Annotated in this window: 14 protein-coding genes; 8 read left to right on the top strand and 6 right to left on the bottom strand. The window is 70.0% G+C overall.

Features of this window, described 5'->3' with window-relative positions:
* Nucleotides 1–277: 277 nt before the first annotated feature.
* From CTB96_RS17235 to CTB96_RS17225, 3 genes are all read right to left on the bottom strand, one after another.
* Complete coding sequence (locus CTB96_RS17235) at nt 278–1066, bottom strand: alpha/beta fold hydrolase (protein WP_110128024.1); 789 nt, start codon at nt 1064–1066, stop codon at nt 278–280.
* Between the two features lie 52 nt (nt 1067–1118).
* A complete protein-coding gene (locus tag CTB96_RS17230) occupies nt 1119–1823 on the bottom strand; it encodes a hypothetical protein (RefSeq protein ID WP_146215848.1) in 705 nt (234 codons plus the stop codon).
* Between the two features lie 65 nt (nt 1824–1888).
* Nucleotides 1889–3151 carry a glycosyltransferase gene (locus tag CTB96_RS17225; RefSeq protein ID WP_110128022.1) on the bottom strand — a complete coding sequence of 421 codons (1263 nt, stop codon included), beginning with the start codon at nt 3149–3151 and terminating at the stop codon, nt 1889–1891.
* Nucleotides 3152–3524: 373 nt separating this feature from the next.
* On the opposite strand from CTB96_RS17225, the gene CTB96_RS17220 reads away from it, so the two are divergent.
* From CTB96_RS17220 to CTB96_RS17210, 3 genes are all read left to right on the top strand, one after another.
* A complete protein-coding gene (locus CTB96_RS17220; protein ID WP_110128021.1) occupies nt 3525–4115 on the top strand; it encodes an NADPH-dependent FMN reductase in 591 nt (196 codons plus the stop codon).
* Nucleotides 4112–4768: a flavin reductase family protein gene (locus CTB96_RS17215; protein WP_110128020.1), complete on the top strand. Its 657-nt coding sequence runs from the start codon at nt 4112–4114 to the stop codon at nt 4766–4768. The genes CTB96_RS17220 and CTB96_RS17215 overlap by 4 nt, the downstream gene beginning before the upstream one ends.
* Nucleotides 4769–5059: 291 nt before the next feature.
* On the top strand, nt 5060–5242 hold the full coding sequence (locus CTB96_RS17210; RefSeq protein ID WP_110128019.1) for a hypothetical protein: 183 nt from the start codon (nt 5060–5062) through the stop codon (nt 5240–5242).
* A 41-nt stretch (nt 5243–5283) separates the two neighbouring features.
* Here CTB96_RS17210 and CTB96_RS17205 read toward each other — a convergent pair whose 3' ends face one another.
* Nucleotides 5284–6498: an MFS transporter gene (locus CTB96_RS17205; protein ID WP_110128018.1), complete on the bottom strand. Its 1215-nt coding sequence runs from the start codon at nt 6496–6498 to the stop codon at nt 5284–5286.
* Between the two features lie 177 nt (nt 6499–6675).
* On the opposite strand from CTB96_RS17205, the gene CTB96_RS17200 reads away from it, so the two are divergent.
* The 3 genes from CTB96_RS17200 to CTB96_RS17190 all read left to right on the top strand — a co-directional run bounded on the left by CTB96_RS17200 (nt 6676) and on the right by CTB96_RS17190 (nt 9688).
* Nucleotides 6676–7392: a GntR family transcriptional regulator gene (locus CTB96_RS17200; RefSeq protein WP_110128017.1), complete on the top strand. Its 717-nt coding sequence runs from the start codon at nt 6676–6678 to the stop codon at nt 7390–7392.
* Between the two features lie 55 nt (nt 7393–7447).
* Nucleotides 7448–8494, top strand: a complete 1047-nt coding sequence (locus CTB96_RS17195) for an asparaginase (RefSeq protein WP_181397325.1) — start codon at nt 7448–7450, stop codon at nt 8492–8494.
* Between the two features lie 393 nt (nt 8495–8887).
* Nucleotides 8888–9688, top strand: a complete 801-nt coding sequence (locus CTB96_RS17190; protein ID WP_181397324.1) for a nuclease-related domain-containing protein — start codon at nt 8888–8890, stop codon at nt 9686–9688.
* Between the two features lie 40 nt (nt 9689–9728).
* Here the strand turns inward: CTB96_RS17190 and CTB96_RS17185 are convergent, their stop codons facing one another.
* Nucleotides 9729–10217, bottom strand: coding sequence for a ribosomal maturation YjgA family protein (locus tag CTB96_RS17185; protein WP_248283428.1), 489 nt, complete (start codon nt 10215–10217; stop codon nt 9729–9731).
* Between the two features lie 98 nt (nt 10218–10315).
* On the opposite strand from CTB96_RS17185, the gene CTB96_RS17180 reads away from it, so the two are divergent.
* Both CTB96_RS17180 and CTB96_RS17175 read left to right on the top strand, forming a co-directional pair.
* Nucleotides 10316–10900 carry a dihydrofolate reductase family protein gene (locus CTB96_RS17180; protein WP_110128014.1) on the top strand — a complete coding sequence of 195 codons (585 nt, stop codon included), beginning with the start codon at nt 10316–10318 and terminating at the stop codon, nt 10898–10900.
* 250 nt (nt 10901–11150) lie between these two features.
* A complete protein-coding gene (locus CTB96_RS17175) occupies nt 11151–12041 on the top strand; it encodes a PPK2 family polyphosphate kinase (protein ID WP_110128013.1) in 891 nt (296 codons plus the stop codon).
* Between the two features lie 6 nt (nt 12042–12047).
* On the opposite strand, the gene CTB96_RS17170 is transcribed toward CTB96_RS17175, so the two are convergent.
* The gene (locus CTB96_RS17170) at nt 12048–14378 is read right to left on the bottom strand and encodes a putative bifunctional diguanylate cyclase/phosphodiesterase (protein ID WP_110128012.1); all 2331 of its coding nucleotides are present in this window, start codon (nt 14376–14378) and stop codon (nt 12048–12050) included.
* Nucleotides 14379–14450: the final 72 nt, after the last annotated feature.

The raw sequence follows: 14450 nt of genomic DNA, 5'->3' as shown, positions 1-14450 counted from the left end.
CGCGGGCTGGGTCGCGTCGTGCGTGTGGGTCGTCCCCGTTCGCTGGTCGAGCTTGTCGAGACCTGGTGAGGTGCGTGTGTGTCGCGCCGCGCGTCAGGAGGTCGGCTCGCGGGGTCTCGACAGGCTCGACCAGCGGGGCGGCGGGTTTCGCAGACTGGGTCGCGTCGTGCGTGTGGGTCGTCCGCGTCCGCTGGTCGAGCTTGTCGAGACCTGGTGAGGTGCGTGTGTGTCGCGCCCCTGGGTTGGCTGGCGGGGCGTGACCAGCGGGTTCGCGGGGTCAGTCGGAGCCGGGCAGGCCCAGGAACTCGATCGCGGCATCCCGGAACGCTCGGGAGGTGGGCGCGTTGAAGTGGTTGCGGCCGGGGATCTCGAAGAACGACGCGTTCGGGGTGGCCTCGGCCAACGCCTTCGACGCCGCGAGGATCTTGTCTTCACTGCCGGTGGCGAACAGCACCCGCTGGGTGGGCGCGTTCTCCGCGTGCGGCTGTGGCCCGCCGCGCATGCCCTCGACGAGCGCGATCAGCGCGTCGAGGTCGTTGTTGCGGAACGCGGCGGCCATCTGCAGGTAGGCGGAGGTGATCGCATCCGTCACCGGCACGCCGTCTCGCACGAAGGCCTGCGCCTGGTCGACCCGGAACCGGGTGAGCGGGTCGCCGTCGGGGATGCCGCCGAGCACGGCCCGGTTGATGCGGGTGGGCATGAAGCGGGCGGCGTGCCAGCCGACCCGGGCGCCGAGGGAGTAGCCGACGAAGTCCACCTCGTCGAGCATGAAGGTGTCGAGCACCGTGAGCACGTCGGTGACGAGCAGGTCCATCGTGTACCCGGCCGGAGCGTGCGGCTTGTCGCTCTGGCCGTGGCCGCGTTGGTCGATCGCGATCACGTGGTAGCCCTCGCGCACCAGGTCGCGCACCCAGCCGGTGGCGTGGAAGTTGGCCAGCGCGCTGGACGCGAAGCCGTGCACCGCGAGCACGGTGGGAGCATCGGGGTCGCCGAATTCATAGGTGGCGATCTGCACGTTGTCGGGGGAGATGACCGTGCGGGCGGGCGGGGCTGGGGGAGTATGCATCGGTTCTATTCGACCACACGGCCGGATGCCCCGGCGCCCGCAGGCGCCCCGGCTACAGCTCGTCGACGAACATCTGCGACGCCTGGGGCACGTACTGCTCGGCGGTCTCCGGGTCCCACCCGACCAGGGCGATAACGTTGCCGCCGACCCGGGCCGTCATTCCCACCAGCGCGAACGGTGACCCGCCGACGTCGCCGGTCACCCGGAAGGCCACGGCCTCATCGGTGCCGGTGAGACCGGCGTCGAACTGCTCGACCTGGGTCTGCACGGCCGTGCCCTGCATCTCGAACAGGTCGGTGCCGCTGGCACAGCGCTCAAGCGCATCCGTCGACGCGGCAACGAGGTCAGCGGCCGCGTCGGCGTCGCCGGTGCTGCTGATGACCGCGGTCATCGAACGGTCATTGCTGGTGCCGAACTCCACGGCAGCATTCGTGTCGGTGTCCCAGCCCAGCCCAAACGGGGTGAGGCAGGTGACATCCGAGGTCGTCAGGCCGGGATAGATCGAGTCGACCATGGTGCCGGTGTCGGCGTACTCGTTGGGCACGAACTGCAGGCCGGTGAAGACGCTGGTGAGCTCGGCGTCGGTGAGCTGGGCGAGGGACTCGGGGGTTTCGGTCGGTTCGGGCGTGGCCGTGGGCGCGACCGTCGCCGACGGCGTGGGCGCAACATCCGCCTGCTCACTGCCACCGCTGGTGCAGCCGGCGAGCGCCACCAGCAGCACCCCGGTAACCGCAATTCCGCGTGTCTTTCCCCACATGATCAGCCCCGTCTCTGCCCGCCGTGAGCCGGCGAGCGAATGCTGGGCAGGTTAGCAGACCCGATTTACGCGCCCACCTCGGCCAGAACCTGTTCGACCAGATCGATCGCCCAACCGGTGCCGCCCAACGCGTCGAGCTCCACCGCCACGGATTGCGCCCTCGCCCGGAACCCGGGGTCGTCGGCCACCCGGGCATAGGCCGCCGCGACCGCCCGCGCCGATGGTCGCCCAGTGCGCATGTTCACGCCCGCGCCGCTGAATCCCACCCGGGCGGCCACGTCGGGCTTGTCCCGGTCGCCGCCGGCCACGATCATCGGCACCCCGCGAGCCAGCGACTCGAGCACCCCGCCCCAGCCGCCGTTGCTGATCACCACGCTGGCCACCGCCAGCGCCCGGTCGAACGGCACAAAATCGGCCACCCGGGCATTCGCCGGCGCCGCGAACGGCAGCGGCACCCCGCCGGTGGTGGCCAGCACCGTCACGTCGGCGTCGGCCAGCGCCTCCAACGCCGGCCGCACCAGTTGCCGGGCATCGATGTTGAGGGTGCCCTGCGTCACGAGCACCACCGGTCGGTCGGGCAGGTCGGCCCACCAGCCGGGCAGCGGATGCGCCCCGCCCACGGCCGGCAACCGGCCCACGAACCTTACCGACTCGGGCAGGTCGGTGCGGTGGAAGTCGAGCGAGGCGCATCCGCTGGCCAGGTTGAGCCGCGGCGAATACGGCATCAGCGCGATCGAGGTGGCGCGGGGCGGCAGGCCCAGCCCGGCGCGCTGCTCACCGTAGGCCCGGTCGAGGCCGCGCGCGAACAGGGCGAACGCGCGGCCCAGAACCGAGTCGCGCACCCGGCCGGCCCGGCCGCGCGCCGGGGTGAACCCCATGCCCGGCAGCGGCAGGCTGGCCGTGGGGTAGCTCAGCGGCACGAAGGACACCGTCACCCAGGGCAGGGCGAGCAGTTCGGCGGCGGCCCCGGTGCCGAACGCCATCACGTCGCCGAGGAGCAGATCGATCGGATGTGCCTGATGCAGCTCGCGCAGGTCGCGGGCCTGGCCGCCCACGGTGCGGATGAAGATCTGCTCGAGGTCGGCCCGTACGGCCAACCGGCCGGGCCGGTCGGTGCCGGGGAAGGTGGCGGCCAGGTTGTGCTCGTCGAAGTCGGGCGCGGCCTGCCAGGGGTGCACGGCGGCGCCGAGCGCCTCGAATCGGGTGCGGTAGCGCGACCCGGTGTACACGGTCACGTTGTGGCCGCGCGCTACGAGTTCCGCGGCCAGGCCGGTGGACGGTGCCACGTGCCCGGCGAACGGCATGACGGTGAGCACGATGTGCGCCATTCGGCCATGGTCGCCGGGGTGACGGGGCCGCGCAAGGGGCGCATCCGCTGCGCAATCGGCGGCGTTACACCCTCGAGCCGCAGCAAACTCCCCGGTCAGCGGCGTATGCCGACTCGGCCGGGGCGGCGAAACACAGTTGTAATAAACGAGACACGTCGACGCAATGGAGCACTCGCAGACTATGAGTGCGACGTAAGCCGTTGCTCACCATCTGAGACACCAATCCTCAGTGGCTCACTCATCGAGTTCGATGACGAAGCTATGCATGTTCGTGCCGGCCAGGCGTGCGCTCCACGCACGCACGGCGGCACACTGATTGGTAGCCCCGGCATCGACCTCGTGACCTGATCCAGTGGTTCGATGGAGGAACACGATGCTGAAAATTACAATTCTGGTGGGCAATCCCAAGCCCCAGAGCCGCACCCTCAAACTAGCCGAGACGCTGGTCGACGAGCTGCTCGTCGCCGGCACCTATGATCTGCGGATCATCGATCTGGCCGAGCACTCGAGCCACATCTTCGAGTGGCCGTCCACCGAGATGTCCGAGCTCAACCAGGCCGTCGCCGACAGCGACCTCCTCGTGGTCGCCAGTCCCACTTATAAGGCCACCTACACCGGCCTGCTCAAGGGCTTCCTCGACCGCTACGCCGCCAACGGCCTGCGCGGAGTCACCGCGATTCCGGTGATGACCGGCGCCGACCTCAGCCACTCGATGGGCATGGACGTCAACCTGCGCCCGCTGCTCGTCGAGCTTGGCGCGAGCGTTCCCACCAAGGGCCTCTACTTCGTCACCGGTCAGATGGAGAAGATGGAGGAGATCGTGGCCGCCTGGGCCGCCGAGAACCTCTCCGTGCTCCGCCTGCTACAGCCGCTCGTGATGGGCATGCTCGGCAAGAACCCCGAAACGGATGTGCAAACCGCTTCGGATGCATCCGCCACCGTCTCGAACGGAGCAAGCGCATGAGCCCCCGCGACCTGACCGGAGCGCCGATCGACCTCGACCTCGACGCGCAGACTTCCGTGGACGCGCCCGTGTCGCCTGACAGCGGCCTCACCGTCGACTTCGACCTGGACATCGCCACCGCCCTCAAGCCCTCCGACCAGCACGGCCTGGAGACCATCAGCAGCGACGCGAGCGACATCCGTTCGGCGTTCGGCAAGTTCCCGTCCGGCGTCGCCGCGCTCTGCGCCGAGATCGCGGGGGAGCCCACCGGCCTCGTCGCCTCCTCGTTCTCCGTCGGCGTGTCGTACGAGCCGCCGCTGGTGCTGTTCTCGGTGCAGAACAGCTCCACCACCTGGCCGGTGCTGCGCCAGGGCGAACGCATCGGCGTCTCGATCCTCGGCAGCGACCACGGCCGCGAGTGCTACCAGCTGGCCTCCCGCAAGGGTGACCGGTTCGCGAACATCGACACCCGCACCACCGACCTGGGTGCGCTGTTCATCGAGGGCTCGTCGCTCTGGCTGGACTGCGAAATCTACTCCGAGACCCCGGCCGGCGACCACACGATCGTGCTGCTCGAGGTGAAGTCACTCAAGGTGAGCGACGACCGCGACCCGCTGATCTACCACTCGGCCGCGTTCCGCAGCCTGGTTCCCGCCGAGCCCAAGGCCGCGTAACTCGCGCCTCGGCCCCCGACGGCCGGCGTGGCACCTCACACCTCGTGTCACGCCGGTTCCCCTTTCACGCCGGTGTCGTGCCAGCGCCGCGCCAGCGTTGCCGCGGTTTCAGCACCGGCGTGAGAATCCGTGCCCGGCACATCCGCACGCCGTCACAGGCGGATGCGCTGGGCGCTTTGCTCAGTCACGGCCCCTCCGCCCAATCGGAGGGGCCGTTTCTGCGTGCGGCCCCCGGCGCGGGCGCAGCGCCGTTCGCTAGGGTCGATGGACCGCAGGTGACAAGGAGTGCGTATGAAATTGCCGATCTGCGGTGCAATCGCGAGCATCCTCGTGTTGTTCCTGGCTTTCTTCCTGGCCCGCGGGGGATACCTCGTCGATCCACTCACCGTGGTCTTAGCGGGGTTGGGCGCACTTGGGTTCGCCGGCTGCACGGTCTGGGCCGGCATCCGCTCGCTTCGGCGCGCCAAGAACTAGACCCGGCGACGCCCTCAGGCTGGAGCGGAGCGAGGTCGGTGCTACAGGTGGTCGTGCTCGGCGTGGACGCGGGGCACGATCGGCACTGCGAGGGCCGGGAACACCGCGGCGGCGGCGAAGGTGAGCGGGTAGCCGACCACCCCGATCAGGGCGCCCATCAGCGGACCCACCAGCGACGCGGCGATGAACTGGCCGGTGTTCTGCACGCCGAGGGCCTTGCCCGACCAGCCGGGCCCGGCCATTTCAGCCACCGAGGTGAACGCCAGTCCGTTCGGCGCCACGGTCACCGTGGTCGCGAGCACGAACACCACGGCGGCGACGCCCCAGTGCGCGGCATCCACCGCGGCGAGCACCAGCAGCACGCTGGCCACGCTCACGGCCACCCAGCGCAGCGGGCGCACCCTGCTGCCCACCCGGTCGCTGACCACCCCGATCACGATGCGTCCGATCGCGCCGATGAACTGGGCCGCGCCCACGAGCACGCCGGCGGCGAGCGGCTCCCAGCGCAGCTCGCTCACCAACCAGACCAGGCCGAAGGTGGAGATGGTGAACTGCGGCACCACCAGCAGAACGGATGCCGCGTGGATGCGCCAGAGGAATCCGCTGCTGCGATACGGGTTGACCGTCGGCGCCACGGGCGCACCCGCGGCAGCGGCGACTCGGGGCGGGTTGGCCAGGCCGATCGCGCACGCCACGGCCAACACCGCGGTGAGGGCGAACGGCACGAACAGGGCGGCGCCGACGCCGGCATCCGTTGCGATGACCGGGATGGTGACGGCGGCGACGGTGACGCCGAGCGGCTGCGACATCTGGCGGATGCCCATGGCCAGGCCGCGTTTGTGCTTGGGGAACCAGCCGACCACGATGCGCCCGCTGGCGGAGTTGGTGCTGGCCGAGGCCATGCCGCCGAGCAGCAGGAACAGGCCGAGCATGATGTAGCCGTCGGCGAGGATGGCGCCGTCGGCCGCGAGGGCGGTGAGCAGCAGGCCGCCGGCGATCACCCACTTCTCGCCGATGCGGTCGGCCAGGGCGCCCCAGAGGATGAGCGTGAGCACCATGCCGAAGGTGGGGATGGCGGCCAGCAGGCCGGCCTGAGCCAGCGACAGGCCGCGTTCGGTGTGCAGCAGGGGAATGAGGAACGCCGGGGCGCTGACGAAGACCGTGCCGGCGGTCTGCGCGGCCACCCCGAGGGCGAGCACGACCCAGGCGCGTGCGCTGATGGTCGGTGTCGGTGTCGGGGCGGTGCTGATGGCCATGGTGGTCTCCTCGGGGTACCTGCTAATCTTCTGGTACACCACCTTGGTATACCAAATCGAATCCGATGCCAGCTCGGGCGAAATCCCTCCGCGAGCCGTGAGAAAAGCCCCACAATCCCCGGATTTCTGGGGCTTAGCTCACAGGTCGCGGGATGTGCGCCCCAACGAAAGGCCCCGATGCTCGACACCGCCCCCTCGCAGACCGTGCAGCTCTACGACCGGCTGCGCGCGGCCATCCTGTCGCTCGAACTGGTGCCGGGGGAGCGGCTCACCGAGCGCGGCCTCGAGGCCAGCTTCGACGCCTCTCGCACCCCGGTGCGTGCTGCCCTCGGTCGGCTCGACGCCGAGGGACTCGTGCAGCGCGACGGCCGCGGTTGGATCGTCTCGCCGATCGACCTGGCCGAGATCGGTGCACTTGCCGAGCTGCGCGAGGCTGTGGAGGGAGCGGCGGTGCGACTGGCCGTGCAGCGCGCCACGGATGCTGACATCAATGCCGTCGCCGCCCTGCTCGACGCTGCCCGGCCGGCGAACAACACCAACGCCGACGAGGAGCAGGGCGTGCGGGCCGGCGGGGACTTCCACGTGGAGCTCGCCGCCCTCGCCGGCAACCACGTCATGGTCGATGCCGTGCGCGGTGCCATGACCCGGCTCGCCCGCACCCGCTGGCTGGAGGTGCGCACTCCCGCCGCCCGCGAGCAGGCTTGGCAGGAACACCGCGCCGTGCTCGACGCCCTCACCGCCCGCGACGCCGACACCGCCGCCCGGCTGCTCACCGCCCACATCCGCGGCACCAACGAGCGCCTGCTAGTGGCCCTCAACGCCGACAGTCGCCGGCTGCGCGGCCACGGGCTGGCGATCGTGCCGGATGCGCCCCGCCCGGTGCCACGCCGCTGACGCTGCCCGCCGCCGCGACCACCCGCCCGCCACCCCAGAATCCCCAGGAGCACCGATGACCACGCCAGACCAGCCCCAGTCCGTACCGCCCGCCGACGCCCGGCCCCGCGTGGCCGTGCTGCTCACCGGCGGCACCATCGGCAGCGGCGGGCACGACGACCAGGACCGCCTCGACTACGTCGACCTCGCCAAGGTCCTCACCGATGAGGAGGCCCTGCCGCTCTACCGGTTCCCCGACGACATCACCGTCTACACCCGCCGGTTCTCCCGCATCCGCAGCAACGACGCGTCCGCCGAATTCTGGCTGCGGCTGCGGCAGTCGATTCTCGACACCATCGCCGACGACCCGGATGTGGCCGGCATCGTGATCGCGCACGGCACCGCCACCCTCGAGGAGACGGCCTACTTTCTGCACCTCACCGTGCCCACGGATGTGCCGATCGTGGTCGTCGGGGCGCAGCGCCCGCCCACATCGATGAACTCTGATGCCCAGCTCAACCTGGCCAATGCCGTGCGCGTGGCCGCGTCACCGGCCGCGGTGGGCCACGGCGTGCTCGTGGCGATGGACGACGAGATCCTCTCCGCGCGCGACGTGATGAAAACAGACAACCACCGACTGAGCACCTTCAAGGCCCGCGACCACGGCCGGCTCGGCGACATCGACCCCTACGGCCAGGTCTGGTTCTATCGCAAGCTGCTGCGGCTGCACACCACCGCCAGCCGGTTCGCGGTGGAACTGCCCGAGTACACCACCCCGCTGCCCCGGGTCGACATCGTGACCATGTACTCCGGCGCCGACGAATTCGCCCTCACCGCGGCCATCGCCCACGGCGCCCGTGGCGTGGTGCTCGCGTCGCTGCCGCCGAGCATGAACCCCACCGCCGTGGATGCCGCGATCGACGACGCCATCGCATCCGGGGTCACGATCGTGCAGTCCAGCCGCGCCATCAGCGGCCGGGTGGTGCAGCGGCACGGCTTCGACGATCGCGGTGTGATCGCCAGCGACACCCTCTCTCCCCAGGCCTCTCGTCTGCTGCTGATGCTCTGCCTGGCCGCGGGACTCTCCCGAGCCGAGATCATCGCCGCATTCGCCAGCTACTGAGCCGGGCGGCTCCGCCCCGGGGAGCAGTTGGCGGCGGCCGGGGCGCGGGCAACGGGTGGGAACAATCGGGCAGCCGCACGCGCCAAAAGCCGGCGCGAGAGAGCGCTTCCAGGCCTTGCCAGGCAACGGATGTGCGTGAGCACGCGGGATTGCGGCGCGCGTTGCCCGGCCACGGCCATCCGGTGTGCGACGTCCCCCGTTGTGGGGGTGCCGCCGGAGGTGCCGCGCTCGCTAACCTCAGACCACCGAACGCGGTGGGCGAGACGCCCGCACTGCTCCTCCCGGGTGGCTCCTGACCCCGAACCGAAGCACCTCCGCGTGGTGGACCCGGCACGGCCACCCCCACTCGGTCTTCCGGGCGCAGCCGCGTCTGGACGCGCCCGAAGGAGCAATGTGACCCTGCACCCACCCGCCATGCGCAACCGCATCGCCGCCCAGCTGGTCATCGAGCACCTTCTTTTTCGCCAGACCGCGGTGCCGCCGCGCACCCGGGTGGCCCGGCTGTTCGGCCAGTCGCCGCTCTGCCCCGAGAGCCTGGGCTGGTATCTCGGCGCGCAGGGCGAGATCACCGTGGGCAAGCTCCTCGCCACCCTGCCCGAAGACTGGACCGCCTTCCACGCCGTTCCGATCGGCAAGAACGACACCGACATCGACCACATCCTGGTGGGCCCGGGCGGCATCTTCACCATCAACACCAAGCACCACTGCCGCAAACGCGTCTCGGTCGGCACCCGCACAGTCACGGTCTCCGGCCACAAGCGGGCCTACCTGCCCGCCGCCGAGCACGAGGCTGAACGGGTGAGCACGGTGCTGCGCGAACGGATGCCGCTGGTCACACCCGTGCAACCGGTGGTGGCGCTGGTCGACCCCAAGCAGATCACCTTCCGCGACCGGCCCGCCCAGGTGAAGGTGCTCGACGCCCGGGAACTGCGCCAGTGGCTGCTCAACCTGCAGCCAGTGCTCACTGAACACGAGATCGCCGAGGTGGTGGTGATCCTCGACAGCCCGGCCACCTGGCGCGAGCGCCCCAGCCCCGCCTCCGACGACGTGATGACCCGGTTCGACACGCTCGACGGTCAGGTGCGGCGGGCACGCATCCGTCGGATTCTGTGGCAGGGCGCCGGCGTGCTCAGCCTGTTCTCGGTGGCCGTGGGCGGAGCGATGCTGCTGGAACAGGCCCTGCTCGGCGGATGACCCGGCGCCCGGTCGGCGCGCCCGCAGCCCCGCCACGGCGTCAGTCCAGCCGCCGCCAGGTGTTCACGGCCGCGGCGACGACCACCCCGAAGACGTAGGCCACGAGGTCAACCGGGGTGAAGGTGGTGCCGAGCACCAGCCGTGCGGGTGGGAAAACCTCGGCAAGGTCGGCCGGCACCCCGCTGAGCTGGAACAGCTCGATGCCCACGCAGACCACGATCGCGACGATCGCGACCTGCCAGCTGGGCCGACGCACGAAGACGAACGACAGCATCAGGTAGACCATGACCGCATAGAGCGCATCCGCCACGAAATCGCCGACGACCCCGACGGTGACGAAGTGCACGACCAGCCCGGTCACCAGGATCATGCCCGCCGCGGCCGCCAGCGACAACCGCCGCCGGAAGACCCGATGCTTGTCGAGTGCCCGTGCCGCCGCGATCTCGAGCAGCTCGTGTTCATGCTCGTCGTCAATGCCGGCCCCCGGCCGCAGACTGTCGGCGTTCGATCCGCCGTACATCCGATCCATAGCTGAAACCGTACCGCGCCCGGGGGACACCCCGGTACAGCGGCGGCCACGGATGCGCACCCCTCGCCGAGGTCGGCGGCCGCTGCTAGCGTGCTGGCATGACCTCAGACATCGACCAGACCAGCCCAACGGATGCCCGCACGCCGCTGGTGGGCTGCGTGTTCGTGGGCACCAGCGTGGACGGGTTCATCGCCAGGGAGAACGGCGACTTCGACTGGCTCACCGCCGCCGGCGACGCGCTGGGCGAGACCGGCTACGACGAGTTCTTCGCCGGCGTCGACGCCCTGGTGATGGGACGCGCCACGTTCGACACCGTCAGCGCCTTTCCCGAGTGGCCCTACGCCGGCAAGCGCATGCTGGTGCTCAGCCGCACCCTGGTGGGCACCGCCGGGGCCCTGGCCCAGCCCGACACCACGGCGCACGCCACCCTCGACGACGTGCTCAGAACCCTCGCCGCGGAGGGGCTGCACCGCGTCTATGTGGACGGCGGCCGCACCATCCAGAGCTTTCTGCGCGCGGGGCTGATCCGGGAGATCGTGATCAGCCGGGCACCGGTGCTGATCGGCACGGGCATCCCGCTGTTCGGCCCGTTGGATGCGGATGTGCACCTGCGACACGTGAGCACGCGTGAGCTCGGCGCCGGGTTCACCCAGTCACGGTACGAGGTGCTGGCCGAGGCGTAGGCGCCCGGCCCCGTTCGCCGGTCGAGCTTGTCGAGACTTCGCCCGTTCGCCGGCCGAGACCTCGCCACGATCGTTGGTCGAGCTTATCGAGACCTCGTGAGCCGACCCGCGTTCGCGCACCGGGTCACCGGGTCTCGACAAGCTCGACCAGCGGGGTGGTGCTAGACCAGCGAGTGGGGTGCCCGACCAGCGGGTCGGGTGCTCGACCAGCGGGGTGGCGCGCTCGCCCCGGGGCGGCGGCCGGGGCAGAATGGCCTCCTACGAAGGGAACCCCGTGGCCAAGAACATCAAGTCTGCCCCCACCTGGTCGGACGAGTCCGCGAACCTGCTCAAGGTGGCGCCGGGGTTCGTGCTCGGCACGGTCGACGCGGGGTCGACACCCGGGTTCGCCGGCAACAAGGCGGATGGCCAGGCCGCGCTCGCTGCCGGCGCGGCCGAACTCTCCGCGCTGCAGGAGCAGCTCTTCGCCAACAGCCGCGCGGGCGACAACCGCAAGGTGCTGCTCATCCTGCAGGGCATGGACACCTCGGGCAAGGGCGGCATCGTGCGCCACGTGGTGGGAGCCGTCGACCCACAGGGCGTCAGCCACCACGCGTTCAAGGCACCCACCGAGGCCGAGCTGCGGCACGACTTTCTCTGGCGCATCCGCAAAGAGGTGCCCACGGCCGGCCTGATCGGGGTCTTCGACCGGTCGCACTATGAAGACGTGCTCATCGGCCGGGTCAAGCAGCTCGCCCCGCCGGAGGAGATCGAGCAGCGATACGGCCAGATCCGGGAGTTCGAGGAAGAACTCTTTGACGACAACACCACGGTGATCAAGGTGATGCTGCACATCAGTGCGCCCGAACAGAAGGCGCGCCTGATGGAACGCCTGGAACGGCCCGACAAGTACTGGAAGTACAACCCGGGCGACATCGACGAGCGGATGCTGTGGCCCGGCTACCAGGCCGCGTACCAGACCGCGCTCGAGCGCACCTCGACCGCGTTCGCGCCCTGGTACGTCGTGCCCGCCAACCGCAAGTGGTTCGCCCGGCTGGCGGTGCAGCAACTGCTGCTGAAGGCGCTGCGAGACATGGTGCTCACCTGGCCGGCCGCCGACTTCGACGTGCTCGCCGAGCGGGCCCGGCTGGCGGCGTCGTAGGGACGCTCAGCGGATGTGGCCCCGCTCGGCGAGCGCCAACCAGGCCTGCAGATCGCCGATCGGCACCGCCGGGCAGTAGAGGTGCCCCTGCGCGGCATCGGTGCCGATCTGGGCGAGCAACTCCTGCTGCTCCGGCCGTTCCACACCCTCGGCGATGGTGGTGATACCCAGCTTGTTGCTCATCTGCACGATCGCCTCCACCAGACTGCGATCCACCGGGCTGTTCAGCGCCCCGGCCACGAAGCTCGCGTCGAGTTTCACTACCGAGATCGGCAGAGTGCGCAAGGTGGACAGCGACGAGTAACCGGTGCCGAAGTCGTCGATGGCGATCCTAGTGCCGTGCGCGGCGAGGGTCTTCAACCGTTCCACCGCGGCCACCGACTCCAGCACCACGCTCTCGGTCAGTTCGAGCGTCAGACGCTCGGGCGGCAGCCCGCTGTCGGCTAGGCACCAGAGCACCGAGTCGACGAAGTGATCGCTCTCCAGCTCCCGCGCCGAGATGTTCACCTGCACCGTCATCGGCACGCCCGGTCGCGCCTCGGGCCAGGTCATCGCATCCATACAGGACACCCGCAGCACGAACGTGCCGATGCCCACGATCGCGCCGGTGGACTCGGCCAGCGGAATGAACTCCGTCGGCAGCAGCTGCCCGCGTTCCGGATGCTGCCAGCGCACCAGTGCCTCGGCGCCAGTGCAGTGCAGGTCGGTGAGTGACACGATCGGCTGATAGTGCACCACGAGTTCGTTGCCGCCGGCGGCCCGGTCGAGCTGGCGTTCGAAGGTGAGCACCGACGACTCGCTCTGCAGCAGGCCGGGCCGGAACATCTGCACACGTCCCTTGCCGTTGGCCTTCGCGGCGTACATCGCCACGTCGGCCTGGTGCACGAGGTCATCGATGTCGATGCCGGGGGTGGCGGTGGCCACACCGACGCTCGCGCCGATCCGGCACGGCCGCCCATTCACGAGGATGGGCGCGGCCAGCGAGCCCACCATGCGCTGGGCAATGGCGGAGGCCACGTCATCCGTTGCGCCGGTGAGCACCACGGCGAACTCGTCGCCACCGAGCCGGGCACAGATGTCGTTCGGGCGGATGCAGTGCCGCAGCCGTTCGGCCACCTCGGTGAGTACGGCGTCGCCGGCGCGGTGTCCCATTTGGTCGTTGATGTCCTTGAAGTCGTCCAGGTCGAGGAAGAGCACGTGCAGGCCGTCGGCCGGGTGGCCGGCGAGTTCGACACCCAGCTGCGTGGTGAAAGAGAGGCGGTTGTGGAGGCCGGTGAGGGTGTCGTGCTGCGCCTGCGCCTTGAGCTGTTGGTGGGCGTTGCTGTTGCGCAAGGCCAGGTTCACCTGGTTGATCAGGCTGCGCACCGACAGCACAGTGCCGGTGGGAATCCGTTTGGGAGCACCGATGAGCAGCCAGGCCTCTTCGGTCTGCTCGGTCAGTGAGACGGATTCCCAGACCAGCACGCTGCCGGTCGCCTCATCCAACGATTGCTGGTTCACCACGATGGCGACGCCGTCGGCGGTCGTCGTGTCGAGCATGTCACCCGGCAGCGACACGGGCGGCACGGCGAAGTCGCCGGTGCGGGCGCCCACGGCGTAGCCGGCACCGTTGCACGCCACTTTGAGCACCCGCAGACCGGGAGTGGACGACCCGAGCGCCGCGGCGGTGGTCCAGGCGAGTGTGCGGATCTGGTCGCCGTCGGTCATGCCGAGAAGCTTCGCCCCGGTCTCGGTGAGGGCGGTGTCGCGCTCGATCGCCCAGTCGTGCGCCATCAGCCCGCTGCGCAGCTGGCCGGCCACCAGGATGATGAGCAGAACGACCGAGATCGTGGCGCCCTGCCGGGCCAGATCGGGCGCGATCGCGTGCCCGGGAAATAGCGGCCAGCACACTGTCATGGTCACGACAGCGGCGGTGTACAACACGCCGCGCCCCACCGACTGCCACAGCGAACCGTAGAGGGTTCGCTGCCAGGCGGCCGCGAAGATAAGCGGCGTCGCCGCGGCCGGAACCGGGCCGGCCAGGGCGAAAGCGGTGATCGCGAGGGCGTCGACGATCTCGAGGGCGAAGGGCACGCGCTGCCGCAGGAAGCCGTAGATCAGAGAGCCGCAGAGTGCCAGCGCCGAGACCGTAGCGAGCAGCAGGGAAAGCGGGTGTGCACTGACGGTGGAGACGAGGCCGGGCACGCAGAGCACCAACGACAGCAGAGCCAGCCAGGTGAACAACCAGCGGGTTCCCTGCAGGATGCCGGTGGGCCGGTGCAACAGCGTGGGAATGGCTGCCCGGAGGCGGACGCGCTCGACGCCGTTCGAGCTGGATCGTGCGTCGACTGCGACCATCTGGTGCGTTCCCCCGCTAGCTTGTCGGTGCAGAAGGCCCTGAATCCCGGGGCGACACCGCTTCAACGGTAC

The sequence above is a fragment of the Cryobacterium arcticum genome (assembly GCF_003185895.1).
GTDB lineage: Bacteria > Actinomycetota > Actinomycetes > Actinomycetales > Microbacteriaceae > Cryobacterium > Cryobacterium arcticum.
This window is presented reverse-complemented; position numbering and strand designations above follow the sequence as displayed.